Origin of the sequence: Burkholderia sp. BCC1638, assembly GCF_902833195.1 — a bacterium.
GTDB lineage: Bacteria > Pseudomonadota > Gammaproteobacteria > Burkholderiales > Burkholderiaceae > Burkholderia > Burkholderia diffusa.
The window spans coordinates 39,525-56,595 of record NZ_CADFEC010000016.1 but is presented as its reverse complement, the minus strand read 5'-3'; the positions used below and the strand labels follow the sequence as shown (position 1 = coordinate 56,595).

16 protein-coding genes are annotated in these 17,071 nt (G+C 66.9%); 3 read left to right on the top strand and 13 right to left on the bottom strand.

The window, feature by feature from the left end:
- Positions 1-29 precede the first annotated feature (29 nt).
- From HWX22_RS19525 to HWX22_RS19515, 3 genes are all read left to right on the top strand, one after another.
- Positions 30-992 carry a LysR substrate-binding domain-containing protein gene (locus HWX22_RS19525; protein WP_059820053.1) on the top strand — a complete coding sequence of 321 codons (963 nt, stop codon included), beginning with the start codon at positions 30-32 and terminating at the stop codon, positions 990-992.
- Positions 993-1,098: 106 nt separating this feature from the next.
- Positions 1,099-1,374 (top strand): formaldehyde-responsive transcriptional repressor FrmR, encoded by a 276-nt coding sequence (gene frmR, locus HWX22_RS19520; RefSeq protein ID WP_006753040.1) that lies wholly within the window; start codon positions 1,099-1,101, stop codon positions 1,372-1,374.
- Positions 1,375-1,432: 58 nt separating this feature from the next.
- Positions 1,433-2,542 (top strand): S-(hydroxymethyl)glutathione dehydrogenase/class III alcohol dehydrogenase, encoded by a 1,110-nt coding sequence (locus tag HWX22_RS19515; protein ID WP_059536073.1) that lies wholly within the window; start codon positions 1,433-1,435, stop codon positions 2,540-2,542.
- A gap of 117 nt (positions 2,543-2,659) precedes the next feature.
- Here HWX22_RS19515 and HWX22_RS19510 read toward each other — a convergent pair whose 3' ends face one another.
- The 13 genes from HWX22_RS19510 to HWX22_RS19450 all read right to left on the bottom strand — a co-directional run bounded on the left by HWX22_RS19510 (position 2,660) and on the right by HWX22_RS19450 (position 16,988).
- Complete coding sequence (locus HWX22_RS19510) at positions 2,660-3,643, bottom strand: hypothetical protein (protein ID WP_175910399.1); 984 nt, start codon at positions 3,641-3,643, stop codon at positions 2,660-2,662.
- Entirely contained in the window at positions 3,640-4,158 is a 519-nt protein-coding gene (locus HWX22_RS19505) for a (2Fe-2S)-binding protein (protein WP_059690487.1), read from the bottom strand. Before HWX22_RS19505 ends, HWX22_RS19510 begins: the two co-directional genes overlap by 4 nt.
- Positions 4,155-6,803, bottom strand: a complete 2,649-nt coding sequence (locus HWX22_RS19500; RefSeq protein ID WP_244135249.1) for a molybdopterin cofactor-binding domain-containing protein — start codon at positions 6,801-6,803, stop codon at positions 4,155-4,157. Before HWX22_RS19500 ends, HWX22_RS19505 begins: the two co-directional genes overlap by 4 nt.
- A 425-nt stretch (positions 6,804-7,228) precedes the next feature.
- Complete coding sequence (locus HWX22_RS19495) at positions 7,229-7,561, bottom strand: hypothetical protein (RefSeq protein WP_175910397.1); 333 nt, start codon at positions 7,559-7,561, stop codon at positions 7,229-7,231.
- A gap of 234 nt (positions 7,562-7,795) precedes the next feature.
- On the bottom strand, positions 7,796-8,770 hold the full coding sequence (locus HWX22_RS19490) for a type II secretion system F family protein (protein ID WP_059690485.1): 975 nt from the start codon (positions 8,768-8,770) through the stop codon (positions 7,796-7,798).
- Positions 8,771-8,808: 38 nt separating this feature from the next.
- Positions 8,809-9,786 (bottom strand): type II secretion system F family protein, encoded by a 978-nt coding sequence (locus tag HWX22_RS19485; protein WP_175910395.1) that lies wholly within the window; start codon positions 9,784-9,786, stop codon positions 8,809-8,811.
- 33 nt (positions 9,787-9,819) lie between these two features.
- The gene (locus HWX22_RS19480; RefSeq protein WP_175910393.1) at positions 9,820-11,187 is read right to left on the bottom strand and encodes a CpaF family protein; all 1,368 of its coding nucleotides are present in this window, start codon (positions 11,185-11,187) and stop codon (positions 9,820-9,822) included.
- A gap of 19 nt (positions 11,188-11,206) precedes the next feature.
- Entirely contained in the window at positions 11,207-12,415 is a 1,209-nt protein-coding gene (locus HWX22_RS19475) for an AAA family ATPase (protein WP_175910391.1), read from the bottom strand.
- A 22-nt stretch (positions 12,416-12,437) separates the two neighbouring features.
- Complete coding sequence (locus HWX22_RS19470) at positions 12,438-12,881, bottom strand: TadE/TadG family type IV pilus assembly protein (RefSeq protein ID WP_059536043.1); 444 nt, start codon at positions 12,879-12,881, stop codon at positions 12,438-12,440.
- Positions 12,878-13,411: a TadE/TadG family type IV pilus assembly protein gene (locus tag HWX22_RS19465; RefSeq protein WP_175910389.1), complete on the bottom strand. Its 534-nt coding sequence runs from the start codon at positions 13,409-13,411 to the stop codon at positions 12,878-12,880. Before HWX22_RS19465 ends, HWX22_RS19470 begins: the two co-directional genes overlap by 4 nt.
- A gap of 13 nt (positions 13,412-13,424) precedes the next feature.
- Positions 13,425-14,696, bottom strand: coding sequence for a TadE/TadG family type IV pilus assembly protein (locus HWX22_RS19460; protein WP_175910387.1), 1,272 nt, complete (start codon positions 14,694-14,696; stop codon positions 13,425-13,427).
- 25 nt (positions 14,697-14,721) lie between these two features.
- On the bottom strand, positions 14,722-15,021 hold the full coding sequence (locus tag HWX22_RS19455) for a hypothetical protein (protein ID WP_059594593.1): 300 nt from the start codon (positions 15,019-15,021) through the stop codon (positions 14,722-14,724).
- Between the two features lie 20 nt (positions 15,022-15,041).
- Positions 15,042-16,988, bottom strand: a complete 1,947-nt coding sequence (locus HWX22_RS19450; protein ID WP_175916227.1) for a type II and III secretion system protein family protein — start codon at positions 16,986-16,988, stop codon at positions 15,042-15,044.
- Positions 16,989-17,071 lie beyond the last annotated feature (83 nt).

Genomic DNA, 17,071 nt, shown 5'->3' with positions numbered 1-17,071 from the left:
GACAACCTTTCGTTGTCGGGTATCGCACCATGAGCACGATCAAGCTGCATCAGCTGCAGGCGCTCGTCGCGAGCGCGGAGGCCGGGAGCATCCGCGGCGCGGCGCGCACGCTCGGGCTGTCGCAGGCGGCCGTCACCCGCGCGCTGCGCGAGCTGGAGGCCAGCGAGCGCCTGCCGCTGCTGGTGCGCGCGCCGGAAGGCATCGGCTTCACGGAATACGGGAAAACCTTGCTCACGCACGCGAAGCTCGTGCTCAAGCAGCTCGAGCACGCGCAAAGCGATCTCGAACGAATGCGCGGGCGCGTCGAGGGGCGGCTGAGCGTCGGCGTCACGCCGTGGCTGACGATGACATTCCTCGCGGAAACCGTGCTGCGGTTTCGCGAGCGGATGCCCGACGTGCGCCTCGAACTCTACGAAGCGCTGATGGCCGTCGCACAACCGCTGCTGCGCGACGGCAGCATGGATTTCGCGCTGGGTCACGTGCAGGCCGGCGGCGGCGCGCAGGAATTCGCGTTCGAGCCGCTGCTGCGCTACGAGACGTCGGTGATGGTGCGCGCCGGGCATCCGCTCGAACGCGCGAAGTCGGTGCACGACCTGCTCGAATGCGACTGGGTGCTGAATTCGTCGGCCGACGGCCAGGCCGCGCTCGTCGACTATCTGTTCACGCGGCACGGCGCACGGATCGACGAACGGCGCATCGTGCGCGCGCAATCGGTCGCGATGCTGCAGACGATGCTCGAGCAGGCCGGCATGTGTACGTGGTGCCCGACGATCCTCGCGGCGGTGCCGCCGTTCGGTGAGCGGATGCGCGTGCTGTCGCTCAGGGAGACCTTCGAGCCGAGCGAACTCGGCATCGTCACGCGCCGCAGCAGCACGCTGAGCGACGCCGCGCGCTGCTTCATCGACTGCCTGCTGCAGGTGATCCGGCGGCATGCGCGGTCGGCGCGCAACGAGGATCTTGCACTGTTCCGCACGCTCACGCTGCTGATCTGACGGTGTGCCGGGCAGGCGCGCGCGGCGCCTGCCCGGCAGCGATCCCGTATACCTCCGCGCCGCATTGCTCTATACTGCCCCCCAGTATCCGGAACCCACCGATCCCATGCCCCATTCCCCCGAAGAAAAGAAACGCGTCCTGACCCGCGTGCGCCGTGTTCGCGGGCAACTGAACGCGCTCGAGCAAGCGCTCGAGGAGGGGGCGGACTGTGGCCCGATACTTCAGCAACTGGCTGCCATCCGCGGCGCGATCAACGGCGTGATGGCCGGCGTGCTCGAAAGCCATTTGCGCGAGGAATTCACCCAGCTCGCGGACGCCCCGCGGCCCTCGTCCGGATCGATCGACGATATCGTGACCCTCGTCCGGTCCTACTTGCGCTGACCGGTGCAGGTTCGTCGACGTCCGAGCCATTCGATGATTCTTTTTTTACAGGATTGCCATGAAATCACGTGCCGCAGTTGCGTTCGAGGCGGGTAAGCCGCTCCAGATCGTCGAAATCGACGTCGAACCGCCCCGCAAGGGCGAAGTGCTCATCAAGATCACCCATACCGGCGTCTGTCACACCGATGCCTTCACGTTGTCGGGGGACGATCCGGAAGGCATCTTTCCCGCCGTGCTGGGCCATGAAGGCGCCGGCATCGTGGTGGAAGTCGGCGAAGGCGTGACGAGCGTGAAACCCGGCGACCACGTCATTCCGCTGTACACCGCCGAATGCGGCGAGTGCCTGTTCTGCAAGAGCGGCAAGACCAATCTGTGCGTGTCGGTGCGCGCCACCCAGGGCAAGGGCGTGATGCCCGACGGCACCACGCGCTTCAGCTACAACGGCCAGCCGATCTATCACTACATGGGCTGCTCGACGTTCAGCGAATACACCGTCGTCGCCGAAGTCTCGCTCGCGAAGATCAACCCGGACGCGAACCCGGAGCAGGTCTGCCTGCTGGGCTGCGGCGTCACGACCGGCCTCGGCGCGGTGAAGAACACCGCGAAGGTGCAGGAAGGCGATACGGTGGCCGTATTCGGTCTCGGCGGCATCGGCCTCGCGGTGATTCAGGGCGCCAAGCTCGCGAAGGCCGGCCGCATCATCGCGATCGACACCAACCCCGGCAAGTTCGACCTCGCACGCGTGTTCGGCGCAACCGACTGCGTCAATCCGAAGGACCACGAAAAGCCGATCCAGCAGGTGATCGTCGACATGACCGGCTGGGGCGTCGACCACAGCTTCGAATGCATCGGCAACGTCAACGTGATGCGCGCCGCGCTCGAATGCGCGCACCGCGGCTGGGGCCAGTCCGTCATCATCGGCGTCGCGGGCGCCGGCCAGGAAATCTCCACGCGCCCGTTCCAGCTCGTCACCGGTCGCCGCTGGCTCGGTACGGCATTCGGCGGCGTGAAGGGCCGCTCCGAACTGCCGGGCATGGTCGAGGAAGCGATGGCCGGCACGATCCAGCTGGCACCGTTCGTCACGCACACGAAGCCGCTCACCGGCATCAACGAAGCGTTCGACCTGATGCACGAAGGCAAGTCCATCCGGACCGTCGTGCATTTCTGAAATACGCGCAACGAGATCGGCTGTGGTAACCGGTCTCGTTGCGCGATACCGCCGGCACGCCAGGCGCTCGGCCCGGACGTGCCGGCGATCGGAACCGGCGCGCAACCCGCGCGCGACCTATTTGGCCGCCTGCGCCGCCGGCGTGAAACTGCACTTCGGATCGTTCTTGCCCCGCGCCGAACAGCATTCGAGCAGGTCGCTCACCGACTTCGCGTTCGCCGCATTCCATTCATACAGGCTCTTGTTGTTGTCGATCGGCATCCAGTGCGTCATCGGATACCGGCTCGCACGCGCGTTGCTTCCCTTCGGCGGCGGCAGCAAACCGGCGGCCAGCGGCACGTAGATTTTGCAGCTATTCTGATCGCCGATCCGGTGACAGCCGATGCAGGTATTGCCCGGCGTGCTGATCGCGTGTGACGTCCATGACGCGAAGTCGGCGCCGAGGTTCACGTACTTGCCCCACGGGTCGGTCGGCACCTTGTTCCAGACCTGGCCGATCCACGGGCTGTACATGACCGGGCTCGCGTCGTGACACGACACGCAGCGCTTCGTCGCGGTCGCGGCCGGCTTCCACCAGAACTCCGCCGCGGACGGGTGGCCGGGCGGCGGCGTCGTCTCGTTCGGCGGCGGCACGCGCGCTGCGTTCATGCCCTCGGTGCCGCCCTTCTCCGCATGAAACCAGCAGGTCTTGCCGTTGCCCGCATGATGCAGCACGATGTCGACTTCGTCGTAATACGGGCTCCGGTTCGCGCGGATCTGCTTGCGGCGGCAAAACGCCGAGATCTGCGTGACGCCGCGCGACAGGTCGAGGATCTTCGAATACGGCGTGCACTGTCCGGATGTCGGCGCGTCGTAGGGCAACAGCGCCGGACGATCGCACGTCATGTGCGCCGCGTAGCGCGCGGGCGCGCGGCCGTTGACGGTGATCGGCACATCGGTGCCGTCATTGCAGTCGAACGCGGGAATCTCGCCGATTTCGTCGGTGCACTGCTGCGCATACTCGTGCAGCGACGTATCGCCGCTTGCCGCCGCGAGCGCGAGCGGCGCGACCTGTGCGGCCAGCATCGTCGCCAGCGCGACGACGCAGGTTCTCATCGTCATGCCGCCCCCTTCGTGTAGCGTATCGCCACCTTGCGAATGGCCTCGATGTACTTCACGTAACCGGTGCAACGACAGATGTTGCCGCCCACCCAGGTTTCGATCATCGCGTCCAGATCGCGCTCGTGCACCGGCTGCGCGCGCAGATGATCGAGCATCGCGGTCGCGGCCATCAGGAAACCCGACACGCAGTAACCGCACTGGAACGCGAACGACTCGAGAAAACTCTGCTGCAGCGGCGACAGCGCGCCGCCCTGCGCGAGCCCCTCGATCGTGTACACGTGCATGTCCGCCATCGCGCTGACCGGCGTCGAGCACGACAGCGTCTTTTCCATCGGCGCATCGGGCGCATTGCGCACGCCGACCGTGCACGCGCGGCACACGCCGATGCCGCAGCACAGCTTGGTGCCCGTCAGGTCCTGCCGCTCGTGCAGGAAGTCGATGAGGTTCATGTCCGCGTCGGCCGCGTCTGCTTCGACGGGCTTGCCGTTGACGATCATTCGGACCGGATTGCTCATTGCAGTGCCTCCCGAATCTTCTCCGGCGTCACGGGCGTCACACGGAACCGCCGCCCCGTCGCCATCGCGAGCGCATTGAGCAGCGCCGGCGCGATCGGACACATCACCGCTTCCGCGATGCCGCGTGCATTCGCGGGATCGCCGCCGGGCGGCGGTAATGCGATCAGCTCCTGCACGGGGATGTCCGGCAGCCGCGTGACCTCGTAGCGATCCAGATTCCATCGGCCGCCGCCCGGCCCGTCCGGCCCCAGCGGACAGGTTTCGGTCAGCACGTTGCCGATACCCATCGCGACCGCGCCCTGCGACTGCCCTTCCACGAGCTCCGGCGACAACTGCCGGCCAACGCTCACCGCCGTCACCACGCGTTCGACCTTCACGCGTCCGGTCGCCGAATCGACGGACACCGCGACGAGCGTCGCCGACGGCGCGTAGGTCGTGCGCCCGTAAAGCGTCGTATTGACCGGCGGCGGCTGCAGCACGCGCTTCAACGGCGTCAGGTGATACGGATCGAGGCCGACCGCCACGTAGTCGTAGTCGATCTGCGCATTGCCGGACGCGAACGGATAGGTTCCCTTCCAGAAATACCCGGCATAACTCGCATGCACGGCCGCGATCGTCTGGAGTCCGATCTTCCTGATCGTGCCGAGCAGCGCCGCCCACGGAATCGGTGCGAGGCCGTTTGCGGCGAGTGCGCGATCGGTCCAGCGCACGTCCTCCGCACGCACGGGTATGCCCCACCACGCGCGCGCAGCCGGCAGCACGCTCTGCAGAAACAGCGCCTGCGCGGCGCCCTTGACCGCGTGGTACTGATGGAATGCGCCGAGACAGGCGCTCGACGAACCGTAGGTGTAGCAGACGTACTTGCTGTCGTCGGGCGGACTGCTCGAACGCTTCAACCCGAGCGCGTTGAACGGCCCGATCTCGCTCATCGCAATCGTTTGCGCGTTTTGCCCGAGAAACTCGGCCGGCGCGAGACCGAGCGTCGTGGCCGCGCCGTTGCCCATGTCGGTGTACGGCGTGACCACGCGCAGGTTGCCGTCGGGCAGGATCTGCACCATCCCGAACATCCCGTCGCCGGAGGTGCCGAATGCTTCGTTCGCCATCGCGAGGCCGACGCCGTAGCGGAGGCCGCGCGCGCTGCGCTCGGCACGAATCTGCTCACGCTCGAGCCATAACGGATGACGTTCGAGCCGGTCGAGCAGCGCGTCCAGCTGCAGGTCGAACAGGATCGGCGCGCCCGTGATCGCGCGGCCCTTGCCGAGCTCGGGCGCCTTGCCGAGCAGATTGGCGCGCCGGATCTCGAACGGCGACATCCCCAGCCGGCGTGCGGCCTCGTCCATCAACGTCTCGATCGCCATGAACGCCTGCGGCCCGCCGAAGCCTCGCTGCGAACCGCCGAAGACTTCCCGCGTGTAGGTCGACGCGGCCTGCGCGCGTGCCCGCGGAATCTCGTAGCAGCTCATCGCGCTCAACGCGGCAAGCTGCGCGACGTACGGCGACAGGTTCTTCTTCCCGCCGCCGTTCATCAGGAAATCGCAGGTGATCGCTTCGAGCTTGCCGCGGCGGCCGAACCACAGCGATTCGGAAAACTGTGTTTCGCAGCGTTTCAGGCCAACCTGGAATTGCTCGTAGCGCGACTGCTGCCAACGCAGCGCGCCCTTCGCAAACGGTGCCGCCAGGGCCAGATACAGCGGGAAGTAGGATTTGTCGCGTCCGCCGAAGCCACCGCCCGGGTAGCACGCGATGACCTGGGCCTCCTTGACCGCGACGGCGCTGCCGTCGAACAGCGCACACGCACCATTCGCATCGTCGTTCGCCGACTGCGTGCCGAGCACGAGGCTGATCTTCGACGCGGACGCGTCGTACCATGCGAGTCCCGCTTCGGGCTCCATGAACATCGGGTCCATCGCCGGCGTCTCGAACCCGTCGTCGCCCGTCGCCCGAATGCCGATCCACGTGCCGGCGGCCGCGTGGCTGGCGATCGTTGCATCGATGTTGGCGACCGCCGCCTCACGTTCCTCCAGGTACTTCGCCGTCGGCTTGCCGTTGCCGTCGGTCTGGTAGTTGTCGACGTAGCTGAACCGCCGCGCGTCGTCGCGCACGTAGACGGTCACGGGCGAATACGGCACGACCGGTGCGGCCTGACCGGTGCCGACCGGCGCGCCGTACCGGATCACGCTGCGATTGAAATCGAGCAACTTCCTTGCGCGACGATAGATGTCGAAGTTCTCGAAGATCAACAGCGCGGCCGGTTGCCCGTAGCAGTCCGCCGGGTAACCCACTCGCGCGAGCCAGTAGATGTCCTGGTTCGCGATCGGATCGGGTCCCGGTGCAAGCTTGATCCTGCGCGCGCTCAGCAATGCGTTATCGACGATGGCGATCGGCCGCAGTTCGTGCGGCAGCACGCCGAGATCGTAGCCCTGGTACACGGCGTCGACCCGGTCGCAGCGCAGTGCATAAAGCCAGTTTTCCTGCTGCGGCCAGCCGACGAAGTCGCGGGACTTGAAGTCGCGCGCGTAGATCTTCTGGCCCATTACCTTCGGCATGCCGTCGATGCGCCAGCGCGCCTTTCCGGGCACCGGCGCCCAGTTCGGGCCGTCCGCATCGGCCTGCGTCTCGCCTGCGGCGAGTACGAGTGCCGGCAAATGCGTAACCGAAACGGCAACGACGGCGCCGCTGCCGGCGAGCTTCAGAAACGTCCGGCGTGTCACAGGCACATGGATGGCCATGCTGCGTCCCTCGTTCGAATTGTTATGTCGGTCCGTCGAGTGCGCGACGTGCGTCGCCACGCCGGGCGCGAGCGGCCCGATACGCGTGTGCGTCGATGCACAGGATGTCGGTGAGAAAGCGGTGTTCCCGGCGCGGTTGCGCGCGCCGTCTGTCAGGAATCGGGAGGGAGACGACGCGCGCCGAAGCCCGGCGGCATCGCGGGTTCCGTCCGCGCGGGTGGGCGCCTGTTCGATGAAGTGTCAGGCGGCGTGCATCGCGCTGCGTATTCGTTCATGATTCCCCCGGCCCTGATCGTGCTTGACTGGCCTGTTGCCCGTATCGTCGGGCAGTCGCTCGACGTTCAGGCGTTGTGTTCGTTCTTTCCGCGACGCGGGGCGATCGTCCCGTTCGCAGCGTCATTCAAGCCTGATTTTGAACAATCGTAGGAATTCGAATCGACGATTTCAAGGAGATTTTCGGGCACGATGACGCGCGCATCGGCGGCGGCATCTGTCGATACGTGCCGCGTCGTCGCCTGGCGCATCCCTGCCTTGGCGGACCGAGGGTGCCGCGGCCGCGCGGCGATTTCCTGCGTCGACCGGCAATCCGGTAAACAATCGATCGCGTTATCGACACGAATGGATTCAGCCGTGACGACCGGTCCGTTCCGGGCGGTTTTCCGTCCGGTCGGCACGCCGCCGCGGCTGCGTCCGGGGTTAGCCGTAGGGGGCCACCCGCGCGGGCAGTGGACTACGGCTGTCTCCAGGGTCGACCATGGGTCCGGGTTGCGTTGACGCCGCTATGATCGACCTGTCTCGCGGCGCCGCCCGGGGGGAGGAGGAGCCTCCCATGAAGACGGTGGCCGTGCCGGCCGGCGATGCTCAGTCGGCACGTACATCCGGTTCGCGCGGCAGTCCCGCGCCGCTGCTTACTGCCCGATGCTCGTGAAGGTCGGCAGCAGCACGCGATACACGTGAATCATCGCCGGCCCGAGCAACACGCACATCAGCGCCGGGAAGATGCAGAAGATCAGCGGGAACAGCAGCTTCAGCGCGATCTTCGCGGCGCGCTCCTCGGCGCGCATCCGCCGCCGTGTGCGCAGCATGTCGGACAGCACGCGCAGCGATTCGGCGATGCTCGTGCCGAAGCGATCGGCCTGGATCAGCATCGCGCAGAACGATTCGATATCCTCGACGCCGGTCCGCAGTGCCAGATTGCGCAGCGCGGTTTCCTTGGTGAACCCGGAACGCATCTCGAGCAGCAGCAAGTCGAGCTCGCTCGCGACCACTTCGCTGCGAAAGCGCAGTTCCTCGCTCACTCTCATCAGCGCCGCATCGAGCCCGAGCCCTGCTTCGACGCACACGGTCAGCAGGTCGAGCGCATCCGGAAAGTCCTCGAAGATTACCCGCTGACGCGTCGCGATCCGCCGCTTGAGGATCACGTTCGGCACGTAGTAGCCGATCCCTGCGAGCGCGACGAGGATGAACGACAGCAGCATGCGTTGACCCGCGAGCCGGGTCGTGGCGAGTGCCAGCAGCGCCGCGCCCGGCAGCGCCAGCGCGAGTACCGTCTTCGCCGCGAAGTAAAGCGCGCCTGCGTTCGGATCGCGCCAGCCGGCGTTCATCAGCCGGATCCGCAGCGGTGAATTCTCCCAGCCCTCCTGCGGCACCGACAGCCGGGAAATCGGTTGCGACAGCTCGACGAGCTTCGCGACCCAGCGCGATGCCTGCCCGCCGCCGTCGCCCGCGCCGGCGCCGATGCCGACACTTGCTCCGCTCGCCTGCTGGATCCGGCGCTCCATGTTGCGCGGCGCAAACAGCAGCATCGCGACCAGCACGCCGCCGGCGACGAAGATGAATAATCCGGCCAGCATCACGGTATGTACTACGCTCAGGTTTTGCATGACTGCCTCGAATCGGTTCGTGAAGCCTGAGACACGCGTCAGACGCGAATCCGGATGATGCGGCGAATCCACAGCATGCCGAATGCCATCGACCCCAGCATCACGCCAACCATCTTGATGCCGGCCGGATCCTGCCAGAGCACCGACAGAAACTCCCGGTTCAACACCGCCATCATGCCCGCCGTGCCGAACGGCAGCAGCCCGAGGATCCAGGCCGACAGCCGCCCTTCCGCCGACAGCACGCGGACCTTGTCGAACAGCTTGAAGCGCTCGCGAACCAGCGATGCGATGCTGTCGAGCAGCTCGGCCAGGTTGCCGCCGGTCTCGCGCTGGATCAGCACCGCGATCACGAAGTAGCGCAGGTCATGGGCCGGCACGCGCGTCGCGAGGTTCACCAGCGCATCGTGCAGCGATACGCCGTAATTGATCTCGTCGAACGTTATCCGGAATTCACCGCCCATCGGATCCGGAAACTCCTCGCCGACCATCCCGAGCGCGCTCGTAAAGGAGTGGCCGGAGCGCAGCGCGCGCGCGATCATGTCGCAGACATCCGGCAGCTGACGCTCGAGCTTGAGCATCCGCCGGTTGCGATGCCGCATCACGTACAAGGCCGGAAAGCACGCGGTCAGCAGCGCAATCGGCACCACGGCGATCAACGGCAACGGGGTGAACAACAGGACGAGCATCGCCGTCACCGGCAATACCGCGCTGTACACGACGAGCTTCGCCACCGTCCAGTCGAGCCCCGATTGCTGCAGCAGCAGATCCAGCGACTGCACACGCGGCATGCGCAGCAGCAGCCGGTCGAACGGCTTCGACTCGTCGAGCATCCGCTTCTTGAGAATCGACAGTCGCTCCTGCTGCACGCTGCCGCCGGCCGACATCGCGCGCAGGCGCGACTCGATCCGGCGTGCCGCGGCACCGTGGCGTGAGTTCCACCATTGATAGACACCTTCGATCGCGAGCACGACCGCGACGAAGGTGAGAATCACAAAACCGTAGAATATCGAGTCCATGAGACCTCCCCGGAATCAGACGAACGCGCGTCGTCACTTCGTCTCGTAACGCTGCGCCGGGTCGTAGAGTGAATCCGGCAGGTTGATGCCGAACGCCTGCAGCCGCTCGGCGAACTTCGGCCGCACGCCGGTCGCGCAGAAGTGTCCGCGCACCGTTCCGTCGCGATCCATGCCGGTGCGCTTGAACGTGAAGATCTCCTGCATGTTGATGATGTCGCCTTCCATCCCGGTCAGCTCCTGGATGCTGACGATCTTGCGCTTGCCGTCGGTGAGCCGCGTCGCCTGGACCACCACCGAGATCGCCGACGCGATCTGCTGACGCATCGTCTTCGGCGGCAGCGTCAGGCCGCCGACGCTGATCATGTTCTCGAGCCGCGTGAGCGCGTCGCGCGGCGTGTTGGCGTGAATCGTCGCGAGCGAGCCTTCGTGGCCGGTGTTCATCGCGTTGAGCATGTCGAGCGCTTCCGCGCCGCGCACTTCGCCGAGAATGATCCGGTCCGGCCGCATCCGCAGCGCGTTGCGCACGAGCGTGCGCTGCGTGATCTCGCCCTTGCCCTCGATGTTCGGCGGCCGCGTTTCGAGTCGCAGCACGTGGGGCTGCTGCAGTTGCAGCTCGGCCGCATCCTCGATCGTCACGATCCGCTCCGATCGCGGGATGAAGCCCGACAGGATGTTGAGCAGCGTCGTCTTGCCGCTGCCCGTCCCCCCCGACACGAGCACGTTCACTTTCGCCCTGGCCAGCGCATCGAGCAGTTCCGCCATCGGCGGCGTGAGGCTCTGGTAACTCACGAGGTCGTCCATCTTCAGCGGGTTGACCGCGAAACGCCGGATCGACATCAGCGGCCCGTCGATCGCCGACGGCGGAATGATCGCGTTCACGCGCGAGCCGTCCGGCAAACGCGCATCGACCATCGGGGTCGATTCGTCGATGCGACGCCCGACCCGCGACACGATCTTCTCGATCACCTTCATCAGGTGCGCGTCGTCGTAGAACGTCACGTCGGTCAGCTCGAGCTGGCCGGCGCGCTCGACGTACACCTGGCGGTACGTGTTCACGAGGATGTCGGAGATGCCTGGGTCGCGCAGCAGCGCCTCCAGCGGGCCGAAACCGAACATCTCGTCGTACACGTCGATCGCAAGCTGGCGCCGCTCGATGTCGTTCGCGGGCATGCGCTCCTCGTCGAGGATGCGCGAGATCAGCGCCGAGATTTCCTGACGGACCTGTTCCTGCGGCAGGCGTGACAGACGCTCCAGCTCGACCCGTTCAAGAACCGCCAGGTGAATTTCACGGCGCAGCTTCTGGTACGCGTCGCGTACCGACGAATGCGTCGCACCTGCCGGTTCGGTGCCCGCCGCCTGCGGCTGCGTCCGATACAAGGACATCTGTTCGCGCAATGACATGATGGTTTCCCCGAAAGATTCACATGGACTTGAGCTTCGGCGTGGCCTTGCGGCCGAACAGCCGTGACATCAACGGTTCGCTGCTGGACGTGTCGTGCCGGGTGCGCACGTCCCCTTCGACGATCTGCTTCGCACAGGCCTGCAACGCACGCGTCACCGCGGCGCTGCGTGCGACGCGCGAGACCGGATGCCCCTGGTCGAGCGCCTCGCGCACGGTGTCGGCATCGTCGGGTATCGTGCTGCTCGCGTGCAGACCCAGCACTTCCTCGAGCGCGGTGCGGGACCGTTCGCTCGCGCGCGTCATCCGGTTCACCACCAGCCGCATCTGGTCGGTCGGGTAGCCGAGCGACACGAGAATCTCCAGCAGCCGGCGGCCCGCGCGCACGTGCGGCATCGCCGGCTGCAGCACGAGCTGGATCTGGTCGCTGCGATCCAGTGCGATCATCGACAGCGGATTGATGCTCACGCCGATGTCGAAGATCACGAAGTCGTAGCGCGGCGCCGCGACGCCGAGAATCCATTCGAGCGCATCCTCGCGTATCTCCGCGGCCTTGACCGGGTCGCCGGCACCAGCGAGCACGTGGAAGTTCTGCGTCACGTGCGCGACGCTCGCGTCGAGAAACGCGCCGTCGAGCCGCTCGATCTGCGCGCACAGCTGCGGCAGCGTCGACGGCGGCGTCTCGTCGCTGACGAGGAACGCGGCATCCGCGAACTGCTGGTTCAGATCGACCAGCAGCACGCGGCGCTTGTGGATTTCGGCGATCTCGTACGCGACGTTGCTCGCGGCGAAGCTCGTGCCCGCGCCACCCTTGCACGACATGAACGACACGAAGCGCGTATCGTCGCCGTCGCGCCGCGTGCTTTGCGCGGCGGCACGCTCGAGCGCACGGGCCAGCGCCGCGGGATCGAGCGGCCACTGCAGCACGTCGCGCGCGCCGGCGCGCATCGCGTCCAGCAGCACGTTCGGCGCCGCATCGGCCGTCACCAGGATGCAGGTCAGGCCCGGGTGCAGCCGGCAGATCCGTTCGAGCGCCGACAGCTCAGCCGCCTCGGTCGTCGCGCCGTCCATCAGCAGGATGTCGAATGAATCGAGCCCGTCCGTTCGATGCTCGATCTGGGACGGCCGACCGTGCGCGCGTGTCACGCGATAGTGTCCGCTGTCGGTGACCAGGCGCGCGGTCTGCGTGAGCCGGGCGGTATCGTCGGCAGCTACGAGGATATTGATCATGACTGTGCCTCGTCGGTTTCGATTATTGACAGGCGCTACCGCCCGTCGAGGAGTTCAGGCTTTCCCGCGACATCGTCGTGGTGAACGGCGGCATCGTGATCGCGACGTTCGCGATCGGAATCATCGTCCTGACCGTGACGTTGGTGATGCTGACGGTCACGAACGAGCAGGAGCTCACGTCGCAACCTGACGGCGTGTAGCTCACCGACACGTTCGCGTTCGACAACATCGGCATCAGCGACTTCACGCGCTTCACGACGCCGGCGGCGTTCACGTCGCAGACGATCGCCGTGCGTGCGCCGAGCCGGATGGCCTCGGTCGCGGTGTTCCAGTAAAACAGCACGCGCCCGAATTCGAAGATACCGATCAGCAGCATGATCAGGATCGATGCGATCAGCGCGAACTCGACGATCGTCGCGCCGCGTTGGCCGCGACGGCGCGACAGCGGGAAGGGGCGCGCGTTCATGACACTTGCCTCATCACGGTGACGATGTTGCCGAAGGTGATCGACGACAGCCCCGGGTAGGCCGGAATCGGCTGGTACTGGTAGCCCTTCACCTTCACCTCGACGACGTTGATGCTGCCGGTCGCCGTGCCGCTCGCCGCGTTGTTGGTCGAGTCGTACGTCGGCAGGTTCGCGAACTGCGGCGGGTCGGATGCGTCGGCGCAATCGGTCGAATGCGCGGCGTCGCACACGATCACCATCGATGTCGTGAGCCCCGGCACCAGCTCGGTGCCGGCAGACCCGCACGTCGTGTTGCCGTAGACGACCAGGCACTGCGCCGCCGCGAGCGGATACGCGCTGTCGGCCGGCAGATAGACCGACAGGTAGCGCGCCGCGTCGCGCGTCGCCTTGGTGAGCGTCTCGTACTGATAGATGGCGCGGCCGAACTCGGCCACACCGGTCGCGAGCACGATCATCGGCATCAGCACGAGCGCGAACTCGACCGCGGCGACACCGCGCATGCGCGACCGGCGAATCGGGGGCCTGTTCATGATCGTGTCTCCTCTATTGAACGAGCATCGGCACCTTGAGGCCGACTGAGCTGCCGCTGCCCGGCAAACCGTGCGTCGCGCAAGGCGTGCTGCCGGATGACGCCGAGCCGAGATATTCGAGATGCGCGACGACCCCGCCGGCGCCCGGGCTGAACGGCAGCGGATCGAGCATCAGCACGCAGTCCCACTGCGTGACGGTCAGCTGGTTGCTTGACCCCTTCAGCGTCGAGCAGTCGCCCTCGGGGGCAAGCGCGACGCGGCGGTCGCCGCCGAACGTCTGATAGTTGCTTGCCGTGGCGGTCCCTTTGGTCGCGATGCCGCTGCCGGCCGGCGGTGCACCGTCGCCCTGGTAGGACTTGAAGCTTGCGCGATCGAGCACGAACTGCGTGTACGCGTCGCCGACGATGCCGGCGGTTCCCGGCGGCCCGTAGTTGGGGCCGACGTATGCGTAGCCGGTGAAGTCCGGCTGGCCGCTCGAGCCGTTGGCGCCGTTCGTATAGATGCCGAAGCGGGTATTCCAGGCGCGCAGCGATGCGGACTTCAGGCCCGTCGAACCGAGGGTGGGCGGCGACGAGATGTTGCAGGTATTGCCGGACAGTTCACTGGCGATCGTCGTTTCGTTCGTCGATCCGTCGAGCGCGGCCCAGCCGAAGTTGCCCGGCCCGTACGTCGACGACGAGCCGGAAGGCGACGAAATCCAGTCACCCACCTTGTACGGCGCGGCGGCCGCCGCGCGGCACACGAACACCGGGATCGCACAGGTGGTCTGCCCGGCGCCGACGGTCGCGATCGCACTCGCCGAGACCTGCGCCGCGTTCGCCACCTGCACGCCGGGAATCGTGTTGAGCACCTCGATGAACCAGTGCGCGATGTTGGTCAGCTGCGCGGTGCACTTCACGTACTTGATGTTCGCGGGCGTGGCGACCGCCGTCTTCGTCAGGAACGGATTGGTCAGCGAATCGCTGAACGTGACGTTCGAATCCGTCTGCATCTGCACCGCGTTCTGCTGAAAGAACGCGAAATTCGAATGGCCGGCGGCGATGCCGTCCGCTTCCGCGACCTGCAGGCTGATGGCCGACGTGAGGTCGCGCGCAGCGGACAGCGCGCATGAGTCGGCGCTGTTCTGAAGTTCGCTGCGCGTGACGTACAGCTTGCCAAGGTCCAGCGCGAGACCGACGAACCCGATCATCACCGCCAGTGCGAGACCGACGATGATCGCGACGGCGCCTTGCTGGCGACGCATACCGCGACGCGTGAGTTTCGGATGACGAGCTGCGCTGGACATGGCGTTCTCCCTGAGCGTGCCTGTGTTATTGCCCCGACGACTTGCCGATCCCGATCACGAATGCATTGGCTTTCGGCTCGGGCTGCTTGAACGACTTGTCGTAGTTGTCGAGCGCGGACGCGGCGGCGCTGCCGTCGACCCCCTGCCGCGAGGCCGCGTGTTCGGCGGCATGCGGATCGATGATCTGGGCTTGCGTGACGGCGCGGACCGAGTCGCCGAAGCGGCTGTCCCACACCGGCGTGGATGACATGCAGCCGGCAAGCGCGAACGCGAGCGGGACGGCGAGCGCCGCACGGCGCACGAATACGAGGTAGGCGGATTTCATGAGCTTCCCCTTGGATGGCTTCAACGATCGTTGGACGCGGGTTCCGCATTCGCCCGCGCGATCTGCGCGTGGGCGGCGGCCGGCAGACTCTGCTTCGAACGCGGCGCCGGTTTTGCCGGCGTGTCGGAGCCGGCCGCCGCGAGACGCGCGGCAGCGGCTTCGATGCGCGCGATCCGCGCCGCGCTGGCCGCGTCGGCCTGCGGTTGCGGCCGCAACGGCACGGCAGGCACCGGTTCGACGTTCACCGCCCCCGCCGCGGCGGCCGCTGCAGCCGCCGGCTTCTCGGGCTGCGCCGGCACCGGTGCCGGTGCTTCGGCAGGTTGAGGCGCACGCGGTGCGGGCAGCGCGGCGGCCGGTGCAGCCGATTGCGGCGCGGGAGCCGGTGCCGGCGTCTGCGGTGCATTCATCGCGCCGCTCGCCGGTTGCGCGCCCGCCTTGCGGACACCCTTGCGGCCTTCCATGTTGCCGGTCGCATACACGTCTGCTTCGTTGGGCTTCGAGAAGCTGTCGGTCGGCAGCGGCAGGTCGGCGGTCTGCAGCGGCCTCACCAGGTGCGGCGTGATCACGAAGATCAGCTCGGTGCGGTCCTGCTGGAACGACGTGCTGCGGAACAGCGCGCCGAGCACCGGCACCTCGCCGACGCCGGGAATCGCCTTCAGCGCGCCGCTGGCGTTGTCCTTGATCAGTCCGCCGATCGCGAACGATTCGCCGTCGCCCATCTGGACCGTCGTCGACGCGCGCCGGGTCGTGATCAGCGGCAGGATCGAGGTGCCGCCGATGTTGGTCGCGCTCAGCGTGACGCCCGTCTGCGACAGTTCCGACACTTCCGGCGCGACCTTCAGGCTGATCCGGCCGTTGCCGAGCACCGTCGGCGTGAACTTCAGCGCGACGCCGAACTCCTCTTCCTGCAGCGTGATCGACGACGTGCCCGTCCCGCTGCTCTGCGGTACCGGGATGAAGATCTTGCCGCCGGCGAGGAACGTCGCCTCCTGGCCGCTGATCGTCACGAGGTTCGGCTCCGCGAGGATCTTGACGAGGTTGTCGGTGTTCTGCGCATCGGCCGCGATGCTGAACGGCTTGTTGTTCGCCTTGTTGAAGACCGCGGCGCTTGCGACACCTGCGAGCAGCTGGCTGACGAGCGCGCCGCTCCAGGAGCCGAAGCCACCCTGGATGTTGAATGCGCTGCCCATCTGGTTGATCAGCGTCTTCGACACTTCGGCGACCTTCACCTCGAGCATCACCTGCTGCGGCGACGTGACGGCCAGCATGTTCAGCACGCCGGCGCCCTTGCCGCTGCCGTCACCGGCGCTTTCGCTGTACGCGCGGGCGATCTGCACCGCCTGCTGCGCGGCTTGCGAGTTCGACACGTTGCCCGCCAGCACGATCGTGCCGGCGGCGGTCGAGACGTGAATGTCGCGCTCGTTCGGCATCAGCTGCATCAGCGACGCCTGCAGGCCGCCGGCGTCCGCGCCGACCGCCACGTCGATCACGCGGCATGCACCGCTGCGGCCCTGCACGATCATGTTGGTCGTGCCGACCGTCAGCCCGAGGATGTACAGCGTCTGCGGCGACACCATCGTCGCCTGCGCGACGGCCGGGTTGCCGATGGTCCGGTTGCGGACCGGCTCCGGCATCGGCACCAGCAGCGACTTGCCGAGCGGCACGCTGACGCTGGTCGACTCGCGCACCGCGCCCACGCAATTCGGTCCGCGCAGCGGGCCTGCCGACGCGGCCGGCGCGGCGGCAACCGCCGGCGCCATGCTGATCGTCATCTGCATCGGCCCCTTGGCGACGGCAGCCGGCGCGCTCGCGCCGCCCTTCATCAGCGCAGCCGATTCCGCGCCTTCCTGGGCCAGCGCGCTGTATACCGTCAGCCACCCCGTACACAGGATCGCGGCCATCATCGTGCCCCGTGCGATGCGTGTGCGCACCGGGCCGGTACCTGAATGTTGCGGATTGATCTTCATTTCGTCTGATCCCCCGAGTGACCGGCGAGCCGCCGGTTGTCGACTTCCAAGGCCGCCGTGCCCTGACGGCGGCCGATCTGGTT